Genomic DNA, 14,675 nt, shown 5'->3' with positions numbered 1-14,675 from the left:
CAAAAATAATTCCGTTGATCAATTAAATACCTATAGATTTCAAACAAATTGTTATGAAAATCAAACCACCTTATTTCGGAATGCAAGTGGGGGGAATCCTGTGTTTTTTTTGAAATAATTACTAAAGTTTGCAGCTTCCTCGAATCCCAAGGCGTAAGCGATTTCATTGATGTTCCAATGGCTATGTTGAAGCAACGCCTTTGCTTCTTGTATAATACGCATAGAGATAAGCTCATGCGTCGTTTTTCCAGTACTTTGTTTTAATGCCCGATTCAATGAATTAACGTGAATATTAAGTAACTGTGCATAATCTGTTGCATTTTTTAGGCGCAGTAAATTCTCGGTATCAATCGGGAACTGTCTTTCCAAAAGTTCGAAAAATAAATAAGAGATACGTTGACTTGAATTCTGATAAGGTGAAAACTCATGGATAGGTTTCATTTTTAATGCTTCAAGGACAAGCAATTGCAGCTGGTTTCTGATGATTTCATATTTATACCTGAAGTCAGAACGCAATTCAGTATTCATTCGTTGAAAGATGGTGTCAAACAGTGTTAGTTGATCTGGAGTCAGAAAGTAAACAGGACTTCCCCCTGTATGAAAAAAATGGTTTTCAAGAATACTATGATTGTATTGCTTGTCCTCCTGAATAAACTTTTGGGTGAACAGGCAGAACCATCCTTTTTGGTTTGGATTGGTTGTTTCCCATGAATAAGGAACTAATGGGCTTGAAAAGACAAGCGCCGGACGGTCTATGGAAATCCATTGGTCGGCATAGTGAAGTTGTCCTTCACCGATCATGAGCGAAATCTTGAAGTAGTCCTTCCTGTTATAGGGGGATTTTAGCGGACAATGTTCGCGGGAGAATACATTGAAGTGGGACATCTGCATCGAAGATGAACCATCGGGATAATTTGAATCCCGAAATACCCGTTTGTAAAAATCAGAAATATTTTCGGACGTTATCATAGGGGTAAAGTTATAAAAATCAAACAATTTGAAGGATATCGATAAATAAGTTTTTAGCTAATCGTTCCAGGATTGGTCGTATTGCCATCTCCTGTAGCGGGCCTTATTAGAAAAAATATAATCTTACCAGAAGCTTTGGATGACTGCCAGCTTTATGAGACTCTATTTTTTTGTCTGTTATATTTAATTTAACTTGGTACTGAAAGAAGTGCGATTAGCACTTTCTCCAAAATAATCTTGTTATGAAAGATCAGTTGTTAAAAGAAATAGATAGCGAAATCGAGCAAATTTTTCCGTATCTCGTGGAAATGCGTAGGCATATCCATCGACATCCCGAATTGTCTTTTCAAGAGTATAAAACAAGCGCCTACATCCAGGATCAGCTAAGCAGGATGGCAATATCCTTTGACGTTGTTGCCAAGACGGGGGTTGTTGCAATCATCCAGGGGGAGAAGCAGGCCAGTGATCACATCGTAGTTTTGAGGGCTGATATTGATGCATTACCGATAAATGAACAGAATGAGGTTGATTATAAATCGGTATATGGAGGAATCATGCATGCCTGTGGGCATGATTTTCATACGGCAAACCTTTTGGGGGTCGCCTCTATTTTAAATAAGCACAAAGCAGCGTTTGCAGGGAAAGTTATCCTGTTGTTTCAACCGGCAGAGGAAAAAATCCCTGGAGGTGCCCTCCAGATTTTAGAATCAGGAATCTTAGCATCTTTTGGAGGAGAAATTAAAGCCGTTTTAGGCTTACATGTAAGCCCACGTGTTGCCTTGGGTAAAATTGGACTCCGTTCTGGAAGATTCATGGCTTCAAGTGATGAATTTTATATTACGGTCAAGGGGCAAGGTGGCCATGCCGCGGAGCCGCACCAAGCAGTTGATCCGATTATGATCGCTGCGCAGTTGTTGACGACACTTCAACAGGTGATCAGCAGAAAAGCAAATCCAGCTATTCCCTCCGTACTGACCTTTGGCCGTTTTATAGGAGATGGAGCAGCGAATGTCATTCCCGATGAGGTGAAACTTGCCGGCACATTCCGAACAATGGATGAGGTGTGGCGCAAAGAAGCTCTCGCAACAGTTGAAGAGATTGCTCATGCACTGCCCATTGCCTTAGGAGCTACCGTTGAGATGGAAATTAAACATGGTTATCCAGCATTGTATAACGATCCAAATTTAACACAGGCGGTAAAATGTATTCTCCAAGAAACCATGGGAAATGAGGTTCCTCAAGATCTGGAAATTTGGATGGCAGCAGAAGACTTTGCTTATTATTCCTATCGCTATCCTTCTTTGTTTATGTTGGTCGGAACGAATAATGATGATCAGTCTACTCAGTTTGGTCTACATAATCCGCAATTCAATCTGGATGAGAAAGCTTTTGGAACAGCCGTTTCTGCTATGGTCAACACGGCTATGGCATTATTAAATGAATAGATTAATTGATATTGACAAACGGTTATCAAACGTTTGCAGTTAGTGCTCTTTAAGCTTACGCTTAACTTCCGTACTATTGAGATCTAAATTTTTAAGCTTTTCAAGTTTGCCTCTTTTTCAGACGTTTCATTCTTGTTTTTATTTAGCGGATGCTATCCCTGTATTCCATTAGTTTAATGCCAACCATACTTTTATTGGTTGGTTTCTCGTTTCTTTAAACTGCCGGCAGCGTTGACATATCGATAATGAATTCTGTGTTTTGGAGTATATGAATATCAGAACTCATTGATGTTGGGTTTTTATCTTAAAAAATATATTATTGATATACAGTTACTTAATTGTTATTGTTATTTTTTTGAGTAAAAAGTACTCAGTAAAATTTGCCAGTATAAAATTAATGCGCATATTTGTTGAGTAAAAAATACTCAGTGAGAGGCTAAAAACATAAATGCTATGGTTACATTAAATAAACATCAGATCGTTACGGAGCAGTTTCCAAACGGAGAAACTAAGGTGAAGGATTTTGATCAGTTGATCTCAAGAGATAATCTCATTGAATTCAGGTATCAGGAAGATGGCGATTTAATTCGTTTGCTTTTTATCAAAAAAAGATTGGATGAGCAGGATGGTGGACACTGCAGGTTATTGCTTCGTTATATGCCTTATAGCCGTATGGACCGTAAGATTGATGGAGACCTGTTTACTTTGAAGTATGTTGCTGAATTTATCAACAGCTTAGGTTTTGAGAAAGTATATGTGGTTGAACCGCATTCAAATAAAACGTTGGAGCTATTGGAAAATAGCGTTGCGATCTACCCAGCTTTGGACTGGTTGCCTGAATTGATGGAACGGCTAGGTTTTTCAGATCAGGATCGGATTGTTTTTCCGGACAAGGGGGCTGCAGCGCGCTATATCAATAGCGGTTATACGGATGTCTGTGTTTTTGAAAAAAAGAGGAATCCACAGAATGGACGTATTGAAAGCATGGAATTAAAAGAAGGAGTAGTCGCTAAAGGTGCAAAATGTATTATTGTGGATGATTTGTGTTCGGCAGGAGGAACCTTCCTCTGGGCAGGAAAGATTTTGAAAGAAATGGGTGCTGGTGAGATCCACCTATTAGTGACTCATTGTGAACCACGTATTTTAAAGGGCGCTTTGTTACATGATGATTCACCCATCGATCTTGTTTTTACGACAGATTCCATGATGAATACAGAACATCCTAAAATAAATTATATCAACGTAATAACTGAAAGCTATGTTTAAATCAATGAGCAAAAATCCAATTCTATGGACCGATGGTTATAAGTTGTGCCATAAAGATCAATATCCAGCCCATACAGAATGGGTCTATGAAACGTGGACACCACGTATGTCCCGTATTGAAGGGATCAGCCATGTTGTGTTTTTTGGTCTGCAGGGAGCTTTAGCGGAAATCACCGACTCCTTTGATCGATACTTTTTTGCCCAAGAGGAAGCGGATGTCGTTGCAGCCTATGAAGAAGCTATTGCCTCGGTTTTTGCAAGCACAAATGCTGATTTTGCAAACACTCATCAATCTAGTCATATCCGGGACTTGCATCGCCTGGGTTATCTCCCCATCAAAGTCAATGCACTGAAAGAAGGTAGTTTAGTACCCATAGGTGTACCGATGTTTACCATCGAAAATACACATCCAGATTTTTTTTGGCTGCCTGGTTACCTCGAAACTCAACTCTCAGCGTACATCTGGTCTCCGATGACTGCAGCAACAATCGCTGATCGCTATCAACGATTGTTGACAGGTTTTGCCGATCAGACCGGAGATGTCAAAAAGGTGTTTACGCAGGCCGGGGATTTTTCAATGCGGGGTATGGGGGCGCCCGAGGCCGCTTACCGCACAGCTGGGGGACATTTACTTAGTTTTGGTGTTTCAGCAACATTGTCGGTCAGAGAGTATCTTAAGACATACTATAAAGCAGAAAGTGATGTCATGATGTATACACCATCTACAGAGCATAGTGTGATGTGCTCTTATGGAGAGCAGGAAACTGACGCTTTTAGGCATTTGATTACTGAGGTGTATCCAAGTGGAAATATTTCCATTGTATCCGATACTTATGATTTGTGGAATGTGGTAGATCATGTACTGCCGCAACTGAAGGAGCTTATTATGGAAAGAGAAGGGAAAGTTGTGATTCGCCCCGACAGCGGTGATCCGGTGAAGATTATCTGTGGAGATGCAGATTCCGATTGTACAACTGTCCAGAAAGGAATCGTGGAGCGCTTATTCGAACTATTTGGTGGAACGACCAATGATAAAGGATTCAAGGAGCTTGATCCACATATTGGTGTTGTATATGGTGATTCAATTACGGTGGAGCGAGCGAATAAAATTTGCCAGGGCTTGATGGAAAAGGGATTTGCTTCAACGAATGTCATTCTTGGAATAGGATCGTATACCTACCAATATGTTACCCGAGATACGTTTGGCTTTGCGTTGAAAGGTACTGCCGAAATCGTCGATGGTCAGTTTAAGGCTATTCAAAAACGTCCAGCTACAGACACCGGCAATTTTAAAAAATCACAGAAAGGAATGGTCGCTGTCATCGATGAGGCGAATGATTTTAGGCTCATCGATGATCTGAATCCACAGACCGTAGCCGAGCTGAAGGATAAAAACTTGCTGCAAGAGTGTTATCTGGACGGTAAATTTGTCTACATGAGCAGCTTCGAGGAGATAAGAAATAGGTTAAAAACGGAAACAATTCGAGTATATGGAAAATAATATAAACAAAGCGTTTTTCATCCATGATGGAAACGTTGAACAGTATGCACATCAAATGGCATCATGGATTGCTGAGCAGGTAACATCGGCACATCGCAAAGGGTTGGTGCTGGGTATGAGTGGTGGTATTGATTGTAGTGTTGTAGCTTGTCTATGTAGGCTTGCTCAAGTTGATGTTCAGCTTGTGCTGCTGCCATACGGTAGTGATATGAGTACGAGTAAAAGCCATCAACATGCCATGGAACTCATTCATAAATTTGACTTTCCATATCATGTTTTTGATATTCAGCCTGCTGTTGATGCGCTGATGATCAATGATGAAGATTTTGTCGCTGCTGCCAACCCGGCTAATCGGGCATTGAGCCAGGCAAACATACGTCCCCGTGTGCGTATGACTTATCTGTATCAATTTGCACAATTGAGTAGCAGATTTGTGATTGGTACGGGGAATATGGCTGAAGCAACAGTCGGTTATTTTACCAAGTGGGGGGATGGAGCTTATGATCTGAATCCCCTTGCGAGAGTTACGAAACAGGAGGTATATACCCTCGCCAAATATCTTGGTGTCCCTGAATCTATCCAGTATAAGCGTCCATCAGCGGGTTTGTGGGAAGGGCAGACAGATGAGGATGAATTAGGGATGAGCTATGCTCAGATTGATGGATTTATTTTAACTGGCACATCAGGGAATGCAGATGTAGATGAACGCATTGGTAAACGTATTCAACAGTCTGCACACAAATTTGCCGCAATTCCTATTTTTAAAGGCTAAATTAATTTTGTAAAATATGAAAACAACATATGAACAGATCGTTGATATAAAGCATATTGCTTCTTCGAATGGGAACCATATGCCCCATATTTTGTCAATGGCACAGATGGAAAAGGTATTGCCGGCCGCATCCGATAAAAAACGGACGCTTCTGTTGGCTATTGATGTACAGAATGATTTTATGGAATCTATCGGTAGTTTAGCTGTGGATGGTTCCAGAGCAGATGTGCGGCGCCTGACACAGTGGATGTATCAGAATCTGGAGCACCTGACGCAGGTGATGTGCAGTCTTGACTGTCATTCGATAAAACAGATTTTCCATGCGAGTTGGTGGGTGGATCGGCAGGGCAATCATCCAGCCCCTTTTACTGTTATTCGTTATGAAGATGTTGTGGATGGAATTTGGGCCGTTGCAGATGGAGACCCTGCATTATCTTTGAATTATCTTCAAAATCTGGCCGCTGAAGGAAAAAAACAGCTATGTATTTGGCCTTATCATTGTTTGGAAGGTACCTTTGGCGCTCAATTGGAAGGCCAATTCACCAATATGCTGTATTTCCATAGTGCTGTGCGTAATGTCAAACCGATATTGGTGTACAAAGGGCAGGACCCCAATACCGAAATGTATGGTATTATCAAAGCCGAATATGACAATAATAAATTTGTAAATCATGAAGTACTTCAAGCTATTCAAGAATATGATCATGTTTACATCGCAGGGCAAGCTTCAAGTCATTGTGTTTTAGCTTCAACAGTTCAGATCTTGGAGCATTTTAGCCAAAATAGAACGGTTACTTCACGGATTACCTTACTGATCGATTGTATGTCCCCAATTGCTGGATTTGAGGAAGATACCTTACAGCAGTTTCAATGGCTCAAAGAAAAATATGGTATTCAGATCAAAAAAACGACTGATGTAATATTATAACGCTATGGCTATTTCGGAGAATAAATACACATATGCATATCCAAGGCCCGCAATTACCGTTGATTGCGTCATCTTTGGGTTTGAGAACAATCAGCTCAAGATACTGTTGACCCAGCGAGCTATTCAACCGTTTTTGGGAATGTGGGCTTTTCCCGGTGGTTTCATTCAGGAGGATGAGACCGCCGATGCGTGCGCCCGCCGGAAACTGAGTGAAGAAGCGGGCCTTAAGGATATTTTTCTTGAGCAGCTCTATACATTTTCGGATTTAGATCGTGACCCCAGGGGACGGATTATCAGCATTGCCTATTATGCCTTGGTTAGACCTACGGCCTATATCTTGGCGGCTGGGCTTGATATTGATGCAGTCCAATGGTTTGATGTGGATGAAGTGCGTGATTTAGCTTTTGACCATCAGCATATATTAACTGTGGCGATCGAAAGGCTCAAGGGTAAAATTCGTTATCAGCCTATTGGCTTTGAGCTACTTCCTGAACAGTTTACTTTGCCGGATTTACACAAATTATACGAAACTATTTTGCAACGGTCTATTGACCGGGGGAATTTTCGTAAAAAAATTCTTGGTATGGGATTGCTGATCGATCATAGCAGCAAGCAAAAGAACCGACATGCCAGAGCAGCAAAGATGTACAGCTTTGACAAAGTAAAGTACCAAAAACTGAAGGAAACTGGATTTTACTTTGAAGTCTGAGGGGAGCATGCTAGAAATGAAAAATCCCTGTTTTCAGCTAATCCAACTCATCTATTATGTTGTATTTTTACGTAACTCAATAAAGTATGGTAATGTTGATATTGGCCCTGTAATAAAGGCTCAGCAAGATCATTCCCTAATGATAGGTTAAAGGCAGGCCAATAAGAAAAGCAAAAGTGAAATGGCACATCGTATTTATATCTATAACATAGATTTCAAGACTAAGGAAGTATATTCATCCTATTTGGCGGAATGGAACTATGAAATTCCTGCACTGTTACTCCCTTTATTTTCGTCGCATATCCGATCTAAAGGTACTCAACTGTATACCGATAAAGAGGAGGGAATTGCAAAGCTCCGTAATTTTTATTCCCTATTGGCTGATGCATATGAGCTGCACTATAAAAAGCAGTATGATGAACCAATCAACAAGATGTTCGAATTTTTGGAAAACCTTCCTTTTGACACGTTTCAAATTGATGGACGGGATGTTTTTAACATGAATGATGAAAAGCATACTGAACAGGCCAAAAATTGGGTTGAAGAAATAAAAGAAAAGGTATTATTGTATGATCAGGCCATCCAGGGACAAAATTTAGATGTGTTGCAGCCAATTTTACAGCTGTCGGGATATCACACTTTCCTGGAAATGCTCCAGACCGATTGGATCGGATATGGCCTAGGACTGTGGGAAGAAGATGTATTACGGAATAGGGGATCTGAGGTCTACGAGGAGAATGAAAGGCAGGGGCTAAAAGATGCCCGGGGAAATATACTGACAGAAGCTATTTATAAGGAAATATTCGAATTTAATGATAATGGTATTGCCGTTGTTGAGCAGGATGATTTATATGGTTATATCAACGAAGCAGGTGTCGTGTTATCACCATGTCAATATGAAGATGCCTTCGATGCAAAAAGTATAAACGGAACTGATTACGCCGAAGTTGCGATTGGAGAGAAATGGGGTATACTGCATATTCAGGCCAATCGTTTGAGTGTGCCTGCGATATATGACGCATTAGAATGGTTGACCCGTGGTTATTTGAACGCTAAAAAGGGGGAAAGCTATTTCCTTTTGTCTGTCGATGGGACAGCTGTTGTCACCGAAGCAGCAGCAGCGCCTTTTGCTTACGATTATAATAAGCTCTTCTTTCAACGACAAACGGGAACTATGAAGCGAAAATATTACCGGATGGATGGTCGTTATCTTGGTGATTTTCTTGAAGGTAGCTTAGAGCCTCTTGCGGGGCAGTACTTTTGGATCAAACCGAATAAATTACAGCCGAAGATAGCAGTCATTAAACCTGATGGAGTGCTGCTGGATATGGATATCGACCGTATTGTTGTATTGGATGATTACCGAAGTATAGCATATGTTAAAAATAAACGGTGGCGGATCTACTCCCTTGAACATAATATATACCGGTTGACAGATCTACAAATAGATAAGGTTTTGGTAGACAGTATACAGCAGTATCGAAAAGATATCTTTGTCGTTGTTTGTTCTGAAGGACATGGACTTTATGATGCCTATCGTGATACCTGGTTGCTCAGACCGGACCTCTCTTATCAAAAAATAGAACATTGTTTTTTAGATTTTATACGTGTTCGGGTCAATAGTGGTATGTATTACTACGATACGAAGACCAATACCCTTAGTGAATTATATGATTATATCTGTGAGCCCCTCCATTACCCACATCCAGAGAATAATGATGGCGAACTATTGCTATTATTTCAAGGTGAAAAATTATTTTACCTGAACCTGAAACGAAATAGGATGCAAATCCCGGAGACAGAATTTGGACGCCTGTACATGGATAAATATAATTTGCAGGGGCATGACCAAAACTACTTCGTACGGTTTTATCAGGAATGGATAAAACGAAAAGGGCAGGGATATGAAAACTATTTGGACAATGAAACTTTGCACGAAAGAGGACGGCAATTAAATCTGGAGGGTAAAATAGCTGAAGCTATCCGAGTGCTGACTATCGGAGCGGAGCGGGGGAGCGCAGATTGTCAATACTTGCTTGGAAATATTTATTGTGATAGCGAAAACGAAGAAGTAATGGATATTGCCAAAGGAATGTCTTTTTATACACAGGCCATGGAACAGCAACATGCACCAGCATGGAATAACTGGGGCTACCTTTATGCTACCGGGCATGGTGTGGACATGGATATTCCAAAGGCACTCGATGCTTATCGTCGTGCTGCGGAGTTGGGTGAGGAACAAGCCATGAGCAATTTGGGCAATTTGTACTATGATGGACAATATGTGACGCAAGATTTAGATCTTGCATTGGCTTATTTTAAACAAGCGGAAAAAGGAGGCATCAGTAATGATGCCCAGCTCGCTGAAATCTACTACCAAAAGCAGGACTATTCCAATTTGTTGCGTTATCTGAGACGAGATGCCGAAGGACAATATGCTGCAATATATTATGGCATTCTTTATGAATATGGTTTAGGGGTAAAGCAAAATATGCACAAGGCCATTCGCTATTTTGAACAGGCAAATGAAGATAGTGTCTATGCATATGCGGTAAGTCGTTTATTATTTCATTATGGTGAGCAAGGGACATTAGCCAATCCGGACAAATATACCTTTTGGTTAAATTTTGCAGAACAGAATAACATCGACCTGACCGAATAAAAAAATCAGCTCGTCTGAGATCAGTTGGAAGAAGAAGACTTTTAAAAAGAAAAAACAAACATGCTGTCATCCGCAAATATAGATTTTAGTGGTATCCTGATCGATTTGATCGCGATCATATTCTTTGGTTTTGGTAGCATATATACCCTAATCGTGGGAATGGTTAATTTGGTGAAGAAACGGTCACATACCATTGGCTACTATTTCTTATCTTTTTTAATTTCGGGCTTTGTGGCCCTAGCGATTGCTGCATTGATGGCCGTTATCTGGGTGATGTCACTATAGGCGCCAATTCTTATTTTGATTCTATCATGCTATCACCCGATCTGATTATAAAAGTTTGGGGTATTTAGATCGGGTGATTTTCAGGTAATCATCTGTTCTTGGCATTGACAATGTGCATCAGATGATGGTTACAGTGCCAGGCGTATAGACCAACATTTACTTTCAATGTGATAAGTCTTTTGGTGGCTGGATGAATAAATGCTCTTTCAAGTTGCTCCTCTGTCAAACTTTTTAGGAGGATTTCCCAGCGTTCGTGTAACCCTTCCAATAGTTTAATAGCACTTTCTATTGGACTGTTTTTGGTATCAGGAAGTTCTGCCCATAAATCTTCTTCATAAAGTTTTATGATTGGATGTTCTTCTGTTAAGGCCAATTTGAAACGAATAAAGCTGTTCATGTGACTGTCAGCACAATGATGGATGACCTGACGTATGGTCCAACCATCAGGACGATATTTCTTTTCCAGTGCAGTATCCGTGAGATCGTTGACTTCAGATTTTAATCGTGCTGGAAAATCAGCAATGGTCTTGATCCAATCGCCTAACAATTGTCTGTCAATGCTGTCTGGTATGGCAAAGCGGCCTATTGGGTATCTTAATTTTTCTAGTTCATGTTGCATAGCTAAAATTAACAAAAATTGATGCAACCTTCAATCTTTATTTTTCAAGCGGAATAGGAAGCGAACAAACTTCATTCATGTCTTTTACCAATTTGGAAGACAGCAAGAATTGTGGTAATTTCGGACATTCAATAATGGTTTTAGCTGCATGCCGTCTAGTCCAGTTCATCAAGAAAGTAAACGGCAATGCCTGCCATGAATATAGATAAAACAGATCGAATGAAGAGTCTTAAAGAGTTGATTGATACAGCAGGATCAGGATGGAATCTGGTCGAAAAATGGATGAAGAATGCGAACAATTCCTATGTGATATTGCCCAGACATCCAAAAAGAGCAGATGAGGAACTTTTACGTGCACAGATAAGTACAAAATCACCTCTGGGGGCCATTATCCACCAAACTGGAGGAATCCTGATTGATGGCGGTTGGTTACGTATATTGGGCTCAGGTTCGCCGCAACTGAATCGCGGGATAATGGACTGGAATAAGGGCAAAAGTTTTGAAAAAGAAGGTGAAAAAGGAGGTTTTCTGCTTATTGCAGATGATGTCTTGGGCGGATATTTTGCTATTAATGCAGGAACATTGGGGGAGGAAATCGGGCATGTATATTATTTTGCACAAGATACCCTGCAATGGGAAAGCCTGGAATGTGGCTACTCAGATTTCGTTTACTGGGCGCTGAATGGAGATATACGTCAGTTTTATGAAACGTTTAAATGGAAAGGTTGGACCGAAGATGTAAGCCATCTGGACGGAAACCAAGTATTTTCATTTTACCCCTTTCTATGGACAGCCCAAGCCAGTGATTTTCGAAAAGTGGATCGTAAAGTGGTGTCCATAGACGAAAATTATCATCTTACGATGGAACTGGCTGGACAGAAATGATTATCTCATTAGCTTACATTTATTGATAGTGTTTTACGCACTGATTGTGAGCGATTGATTTTCGAGAGCAAAGCTATTGTCGTCCAATTTGGTGATCTTTAATTGGACCCCCTCTGCAAGCCCAAGGTGCGTTGCAGCCTCCTTGCCTAGCTTAAGTACATGAAACCCTCTACCACGATGGGTGAAGCTACATTCGTATTCTTCAGATTGAATGACAATCCTTAGCTTTTGGGATTTCGCTGGAAACAGAGGTTTAAACTCTTTTGTAATTTTGATCTGTGATTTCTTTGCATCATCAGCTGTGATCTTGTTTCCTTTGGATGGAAACGACAGATAGTCGGTTGTCGGTGCTGATGGGCCAGAACTTGTCGCTGTTTTTCGCTCCTGTACGTTTTGCTCCGAAGTGATTTGTTGTTGCGGATCTGTAGCCTTATGCTGGCGTTTTTTTTCCTGACGTCCTTTTTTACCACTGGAAGAATTTGTTGATTTTATTGTATTTCCAGCTGTGGCCGTTGTTGCCCCTTCCTGTTTCAGGTTGTCTGTTGTGGAGGAGGTAGGGGGAACAGATAAGGGACGTTTGATAATATTTCGAATATAATAATGTTTTATTCTTGATTTATCCGTGTTGCGCTCCTCAATTTCAAAATCTTCTTTATAAGCTTTAAAGAGATGTGACATCTTATCATACCCATAGTTGCGCGCGTCAAAATCAGGCCGCCGTTTATTGAAGAGACTACCTATCTCGCCCAAAAAAGCCCAGCCATTTTCATCTGCGGTATCGTCTACAGTATCTTTGAGCAATTCTAATGTCTCCTCATCAAGGACCGCAATGCTTGGGCTGTTGTCAACAGCAACGGGTTTGGGAGGATTCTGCTGTTTTTTCTTTACAGTATTTTCTTTTTTTGTAGTTTTCTCGAAAATTTCGACATAAATAAATTTGTCACATGAGGCGATGAACGGTTTAGGGGTCTTTTTTTCCCCGATACCAATAACGAGTTTTCCGGATTCCCTTAGGCGAGTGGCCAAGCGCGTAAAATCACTGTCACTGGAGACAATACAAAACCCCCCAACACGATCCGAATGTAAGATATCCATCGCATCGATGATCAGTGCAGAGTCTGTCGAATTTTTACCCTGTGTATAGCTGTATTGCTGTATGGGCGTGATGGCATGAGTAAGTAGTTTATCTTTCCATTTCTCCACGTATGGGTTGGTCCAGTCACCGTAGATCCGCTTGATTGTGGGAATTCCATATCGTTTGACTTCATTTAAAATCTCCTCGATCTTGCGATATGAGACATTATCCGCATCTATCAGTATTGCGATTTGTAAATCCCCATGTTCTGCCATATGTACTTTACTTAGTTTTCAATGTGTTTTTATGATTTATCCAATACCCTTGGTTGGATGTATGGTTAAAAATACGGTATTGTTGAAGAATTATTGAATTTTTTGAGAATTAATTTCAATCATCCCTGTAGTAATGTTGTTTTCTGTTATTTGCTGTGCTGGCCATTTTTCCACTGGTTGACCATAATGGATCAGCTGATTTTGGTATATGTACGTTATAATATAATAAAAAAAGGTTTTCAAACGGGGAGAATGAAAACCTTAAATAACCAATTATAAACCTAAATTATGATGACACAAAGATAGTGTATGTTTTACACTTTCGCAACTAATTGATCTTTTTTTTGAGAGGATCAAATATTTTTGTAGCTGTGGAGCTACATGTGTTTACCTTAGCCTGTATTACTCGTTTATAAATGCTGAAGGACGATATTTCATAATGACATAAAAGCTATTCGTAAAAGCCTGTACACTCTGATAGCCCACCTTATAGGCAATTTGGGAAATGGTCAATTCGCCAGTGCTCAAGAGCTCAAGACTTTTAATAATACGGAGCAGTTGCTGATATTTCGCCAGGGTCATTCCTGTCTCTTTCTTAAATAATCGTTCGATTGTTCGAAGAGATAAGTTGGATAGGATGGCAATTTCTTCCATTTTTATCGACTTGGTGTAATGCTTATGGATATGCTGTAAAATGTTGTGCAACCTATTTTCGGTGGGAAGCGTAATTTCTAAATTTAATAATTGTGTTCCAAAAGAAGGGAGCTCAGATAGCAGTGCCTGGAGGAAAATTTTTTCACGCTCATTCTCTTCGGTCAGTTTGGACCATTTTTCAGTGTAGCAGATCATCTCCTTTAAAACCTTTGGAGCTGCAAATATTTGTACATCTTTAAAAAATGGATCTGCTAAGCTGACATCAAAAAATAAGACCATTAACTTGATACTTTTAGAATGTGAATTGGTCTTATGTATAGCATTGGAAGGAATCCATGCGACATGATTCTGTGGAAGTAAATACATCTTACCTGCCACTGTAAGGTATTGGAAACCTTGCTTGACATAAATCAATTGCGCTTTTTGATGTTTATGAAGCTCGTCGTCATGTACCCAGTTCTCTTCAAACCATACAAAAGTAGATTTTTTTATATGCTCGATGGTTGAAATGTGATCAGAATAACTCATGTCGTTATAGATTAAATGAATGGCAAATTTAATTAAATTACCAATGATACCTTTGCAACAATTAATAATTCATAACACTGGTGTACAATACGCGTGTACATG

The 14,675-nt window shown here is 40.1% G+C and carries 13 protein-coding genes; 9 read left to right on the top strand and 4 right to left on the bottom strand.

Annotated features, from left to right (window positions below):
* Nucleotides 1-60 precede the first annotated feature (60 nt).
* Nucleotides 61-969 (bottom strand): helix-turn-helix domain-containing protein, encoded by a 909-nt coding sequence (locus tag HX021_RS07410; protein WP_286589513.1) that lies wholly within the window; start codon nucleotides 967-969, stop codon nucleotides 61-63.
* Nucleotides 970-1,211: 242 nt separating this feature from the next.
* On the opposite strand from HX021_RS07410, the gene HX021_RS07405 reads away from it, so the two are divergent.
* From HX021_RS07405 to HX021_RS07370, 8 genes are all read left to right on the top strand, one after another.
* Nucleotides 1,212-2,414 (top strand): M20 metallopeptidase family protein, encoded by a 1,203-nt coding sequence (locus HX021_RS07405; RefSeq protein WP_286589512.1) that lies wholly within the window; start codon nucleotides 1,212-1,214, stop codon nucleotides 2,412-2,414.
* Nucleotides 2,415-2,867: 453 nt separating this feature from the next.
* Nucleotides 2,868-3,680 carry a phosphoribosyltransferase family protein gene (locus HX021_RS07400; protein ID WP_286589511.1) on the top strand — a complete coding sequence of 271 codons (813 nt, stop codon included), beginning with the start codon at nucleotides 2,868-2,870 and terminating at the stop codon, nucleotides 3,678-3,680.
* 4 nt (nucleotides 3,681-3,684) lie between these two features.
* Nucleotides 3,685-5,181, top strand: a complete 1,497-nt coding sequence (locus HX021_RS07395; protein ID WP_286589510.1) for a nicotinate phosphoribosyltransferase — start codon at nucleotides 3,685-3,687, stop codon at nucleotides 5,179-5,181.
* Nucleotides 5,171-5,953 carry an NAD(+) synthase gene (gene nadE, locus HX021_RS07390; protein WP_286589509.1) on the top strand — a complete coding sequence of 261 codons (783 nt, stop codon included), beginning with the start codon at nucleotides 5,171-5,173 and terminating at the stop codon, nucleotides 5,951-5,953. The genes HX021_RS07395 and nadE overlap by 11 nt, the downstream gene beginning before the upstream one ends.
* 16 nt (nucleotides 5,954-5,969) lie before the next feature.
* Nucleotides 5,970-6,881, top strand: a complete 912-nt coding sequence (locus HX021_RS07385) for a cysteine hydrolase family protein (RefSeq protein ID WP_286589508.1) — start codon at nucleotides 5,970-5,972, stop codon at nucleotides 6,879-6,881.
* 4 nt (nucleotides 6,882-6,885) lie between these two features.
* On the top strand, nucleotides 6,886-7,590 hold the full coding sequence (locus HX021_RS07380) for an NUDIX hydrolase (protein ID WP_286589507.1): 705 nt from the start codon (nucleotides 6,886-6,888) through the stop codon (nucleotides 7,588-7,590).
* A 181-nt stretch (nucleotides 7,591-7,771) separates the two neighbouring features.
* Nucleotides 7,772-10,252 (top strand): SEL1-like repeat protein, encoded by a 2,481-nt coding sequence (locus HX021_RS07375; protein ID WP_286589506.1) that lies wholly within the window; start codon nucleotides 7,772-7,774, stop codon nucleotides 10,250-10,252.
* A 60-nt stretch (nucleotides 10,253-10,312) separates the two neighbouring features.
* Nucleotides 10,313-10,537: a hypothetical protein gene (locus HX021_RS07370; protein WP_286589505.1), complete on the top strand. Its 225-nt coding sequence runs from the start codon at nucleotides 10,313-10,315 to the stop codon at nucleotides 10,535-10,537.
* 88 nt (nucleotides 10,538-10,625) lie between these two features.
* Here HX021_RS07370 and HX021_RS07365 read toward each other — a convergent pair whose 3' ends face one another.
* Entirely contained in the window at nucleotides 10,626-11,156 is a 531-nt protein-coding gene (locus HX021_RS07365) for a YfiT family bacillithiol transferase (protein WP_286589504.1), read from the bottom strand.
* A gap of 219 nt (nucleotides 11,157-11,375) precedes the next feature.
* Between HX021_RS07365 and HX021_RS07360 the strand changes: the two genes are divergently transcribed.
* A complete protein-coding gene (locus HX021_RS07360) occupies nucleotides 11,376-12,041 on the top strand; it encodes a DUF2625 domain-containing protein (protein WP_286589503.1) in 666 nt (221 codons plus the stop codon).
* Between the two features lie 33 nt (nucleotides 12,042-12,074).
* Here the strand turns inward: HX021_RS07360 and HX021_RS07355 are convergent, their stop codons facing one another.
* Together HX021_RS07355 and HX021_RS07350 are read right to left on the bottom strand one after the other, a co-directional pair.
* Entirely contained in the window at nucleotides 12,075-13,391 is a 1,317-nt protein-coding gene (locus HX021_RS07355; RefSeq protein WP_286589502.1) for an NYN domain-containing protein, read from the bottom strand.
* 402 nt (nucleotides 13,392-13,793) lie between these two features.
* Complete coding sequence (locus tag HX021_RS07350; RefSeq protein ID WP_286589501.1) at nucleotides 13,794-14,573, bottom strand: helix-turn-helix domain-containing protein; 780 nt, start codon at nucleotides 14,571-14,573, stop codon at nucleotides 13,794-13,796.
* Between the last annotated feature and the right edge of the window lie 102 nt (nucleotides 14,574-14,675).

Origin of the sequence: Sphingobacterium sp. N143, from assembly GCF_030325625.1 — a bacterium.
Taxonomy (GTDB): domain Bacteria; phylum Bacteroidota; class Bacteroidia; order Sphingobacteriales; family Sphingobacteriaceae; genus Sphingobacterium.
Note: the sequence above shows the minus strand (reverse complement) of the source record. Positions and strands in the feature narration are given on the sequence as shown.

Coding starts and splice junctions, on each gene's coding strand:
- HX021_RS07395 (WP_286589510.1), top strand. CDS start 3,685: ATGAGCAAAAATCCAATTCTATGGACCGATGGTTATAAGTTGTGCCAT.
- HX021_RS07380 (WP_286589507.1), top strand. CDS start 6,886: ATGGCTATTTCGGAGAATAAATACACATATGCATATCCAAGGCCCGCA.
- HX021_RS07350 (WP_286589501.1), bottom strand. CDS start 14,573: ATGAGTTATTCTGATCACATTTCAACCATCGAGCATATAAAAAAATCT.
- nadE (WP_286589509.1), top strand. CDS start 5,171: ATGGAAAATAATATAAACAAAGCGTTTTTCATCCATGATGGAAACGTT.
- HX021_RS07375 (WP_286589506.1), top strand. CDS start 7,772: ATGGCACATCGTATTTATATCTATAACATAGATTTCAAGACTAAGGAA.
- HX021_RS07400 (WP_286589511.1), top strand. CDS start 2,868: ATGGTTACATTAAATAAACATCAGATCGTTACGGAGCAGTTTCCAAAC.
- HX021_RS07365 (WP_286589504.1), bottom strand. CDS start 11,156: ATGCAACATGAACTAGAAAAATTAAGATACCCAATAGGCCGCTTTGCC.
- HX021_RS07405 (WP_286589512.1), top strand. CDS start 1,212: ATGAAAGATCAGTTGTTAAAAGAAATAGATAGCGAAATCGAGCAAATT.
- HX021_RS07410 (WP_286589513.1), bottom strand. CDS start 969: ATGATAACGTCCGAAAATATTTCTGATTTTTACAAACGGGTATTTCGG.
- HX021_RS07370 (WP_286589505.1), top strand. CDS start 10,313: ATGCTGTCATCCGCAAATATAGATTTTAGTGGTATCCTGATCGATTTG.
- HX021_RS07355 (WP_286589502.1), bottom strand. CDS start 13,391: ATGGCAGAACATGGGGATTTACAAATCGCAATACTGATAGATGCGGAT.
- HX021_RS07385 (WP_286589508.1), top strand. CDS start 5,970: ATGAAAACAACATATGAACAGATCGTTGATATAAAGCATATTGCTTCT.
- HX021_RS07360 (WP_286589503.1), top strand. CDS start 11,376: ATGAAGAGTCTTAAAGAGTTGATTGATACAGCAGGATCAGGATGGAAT.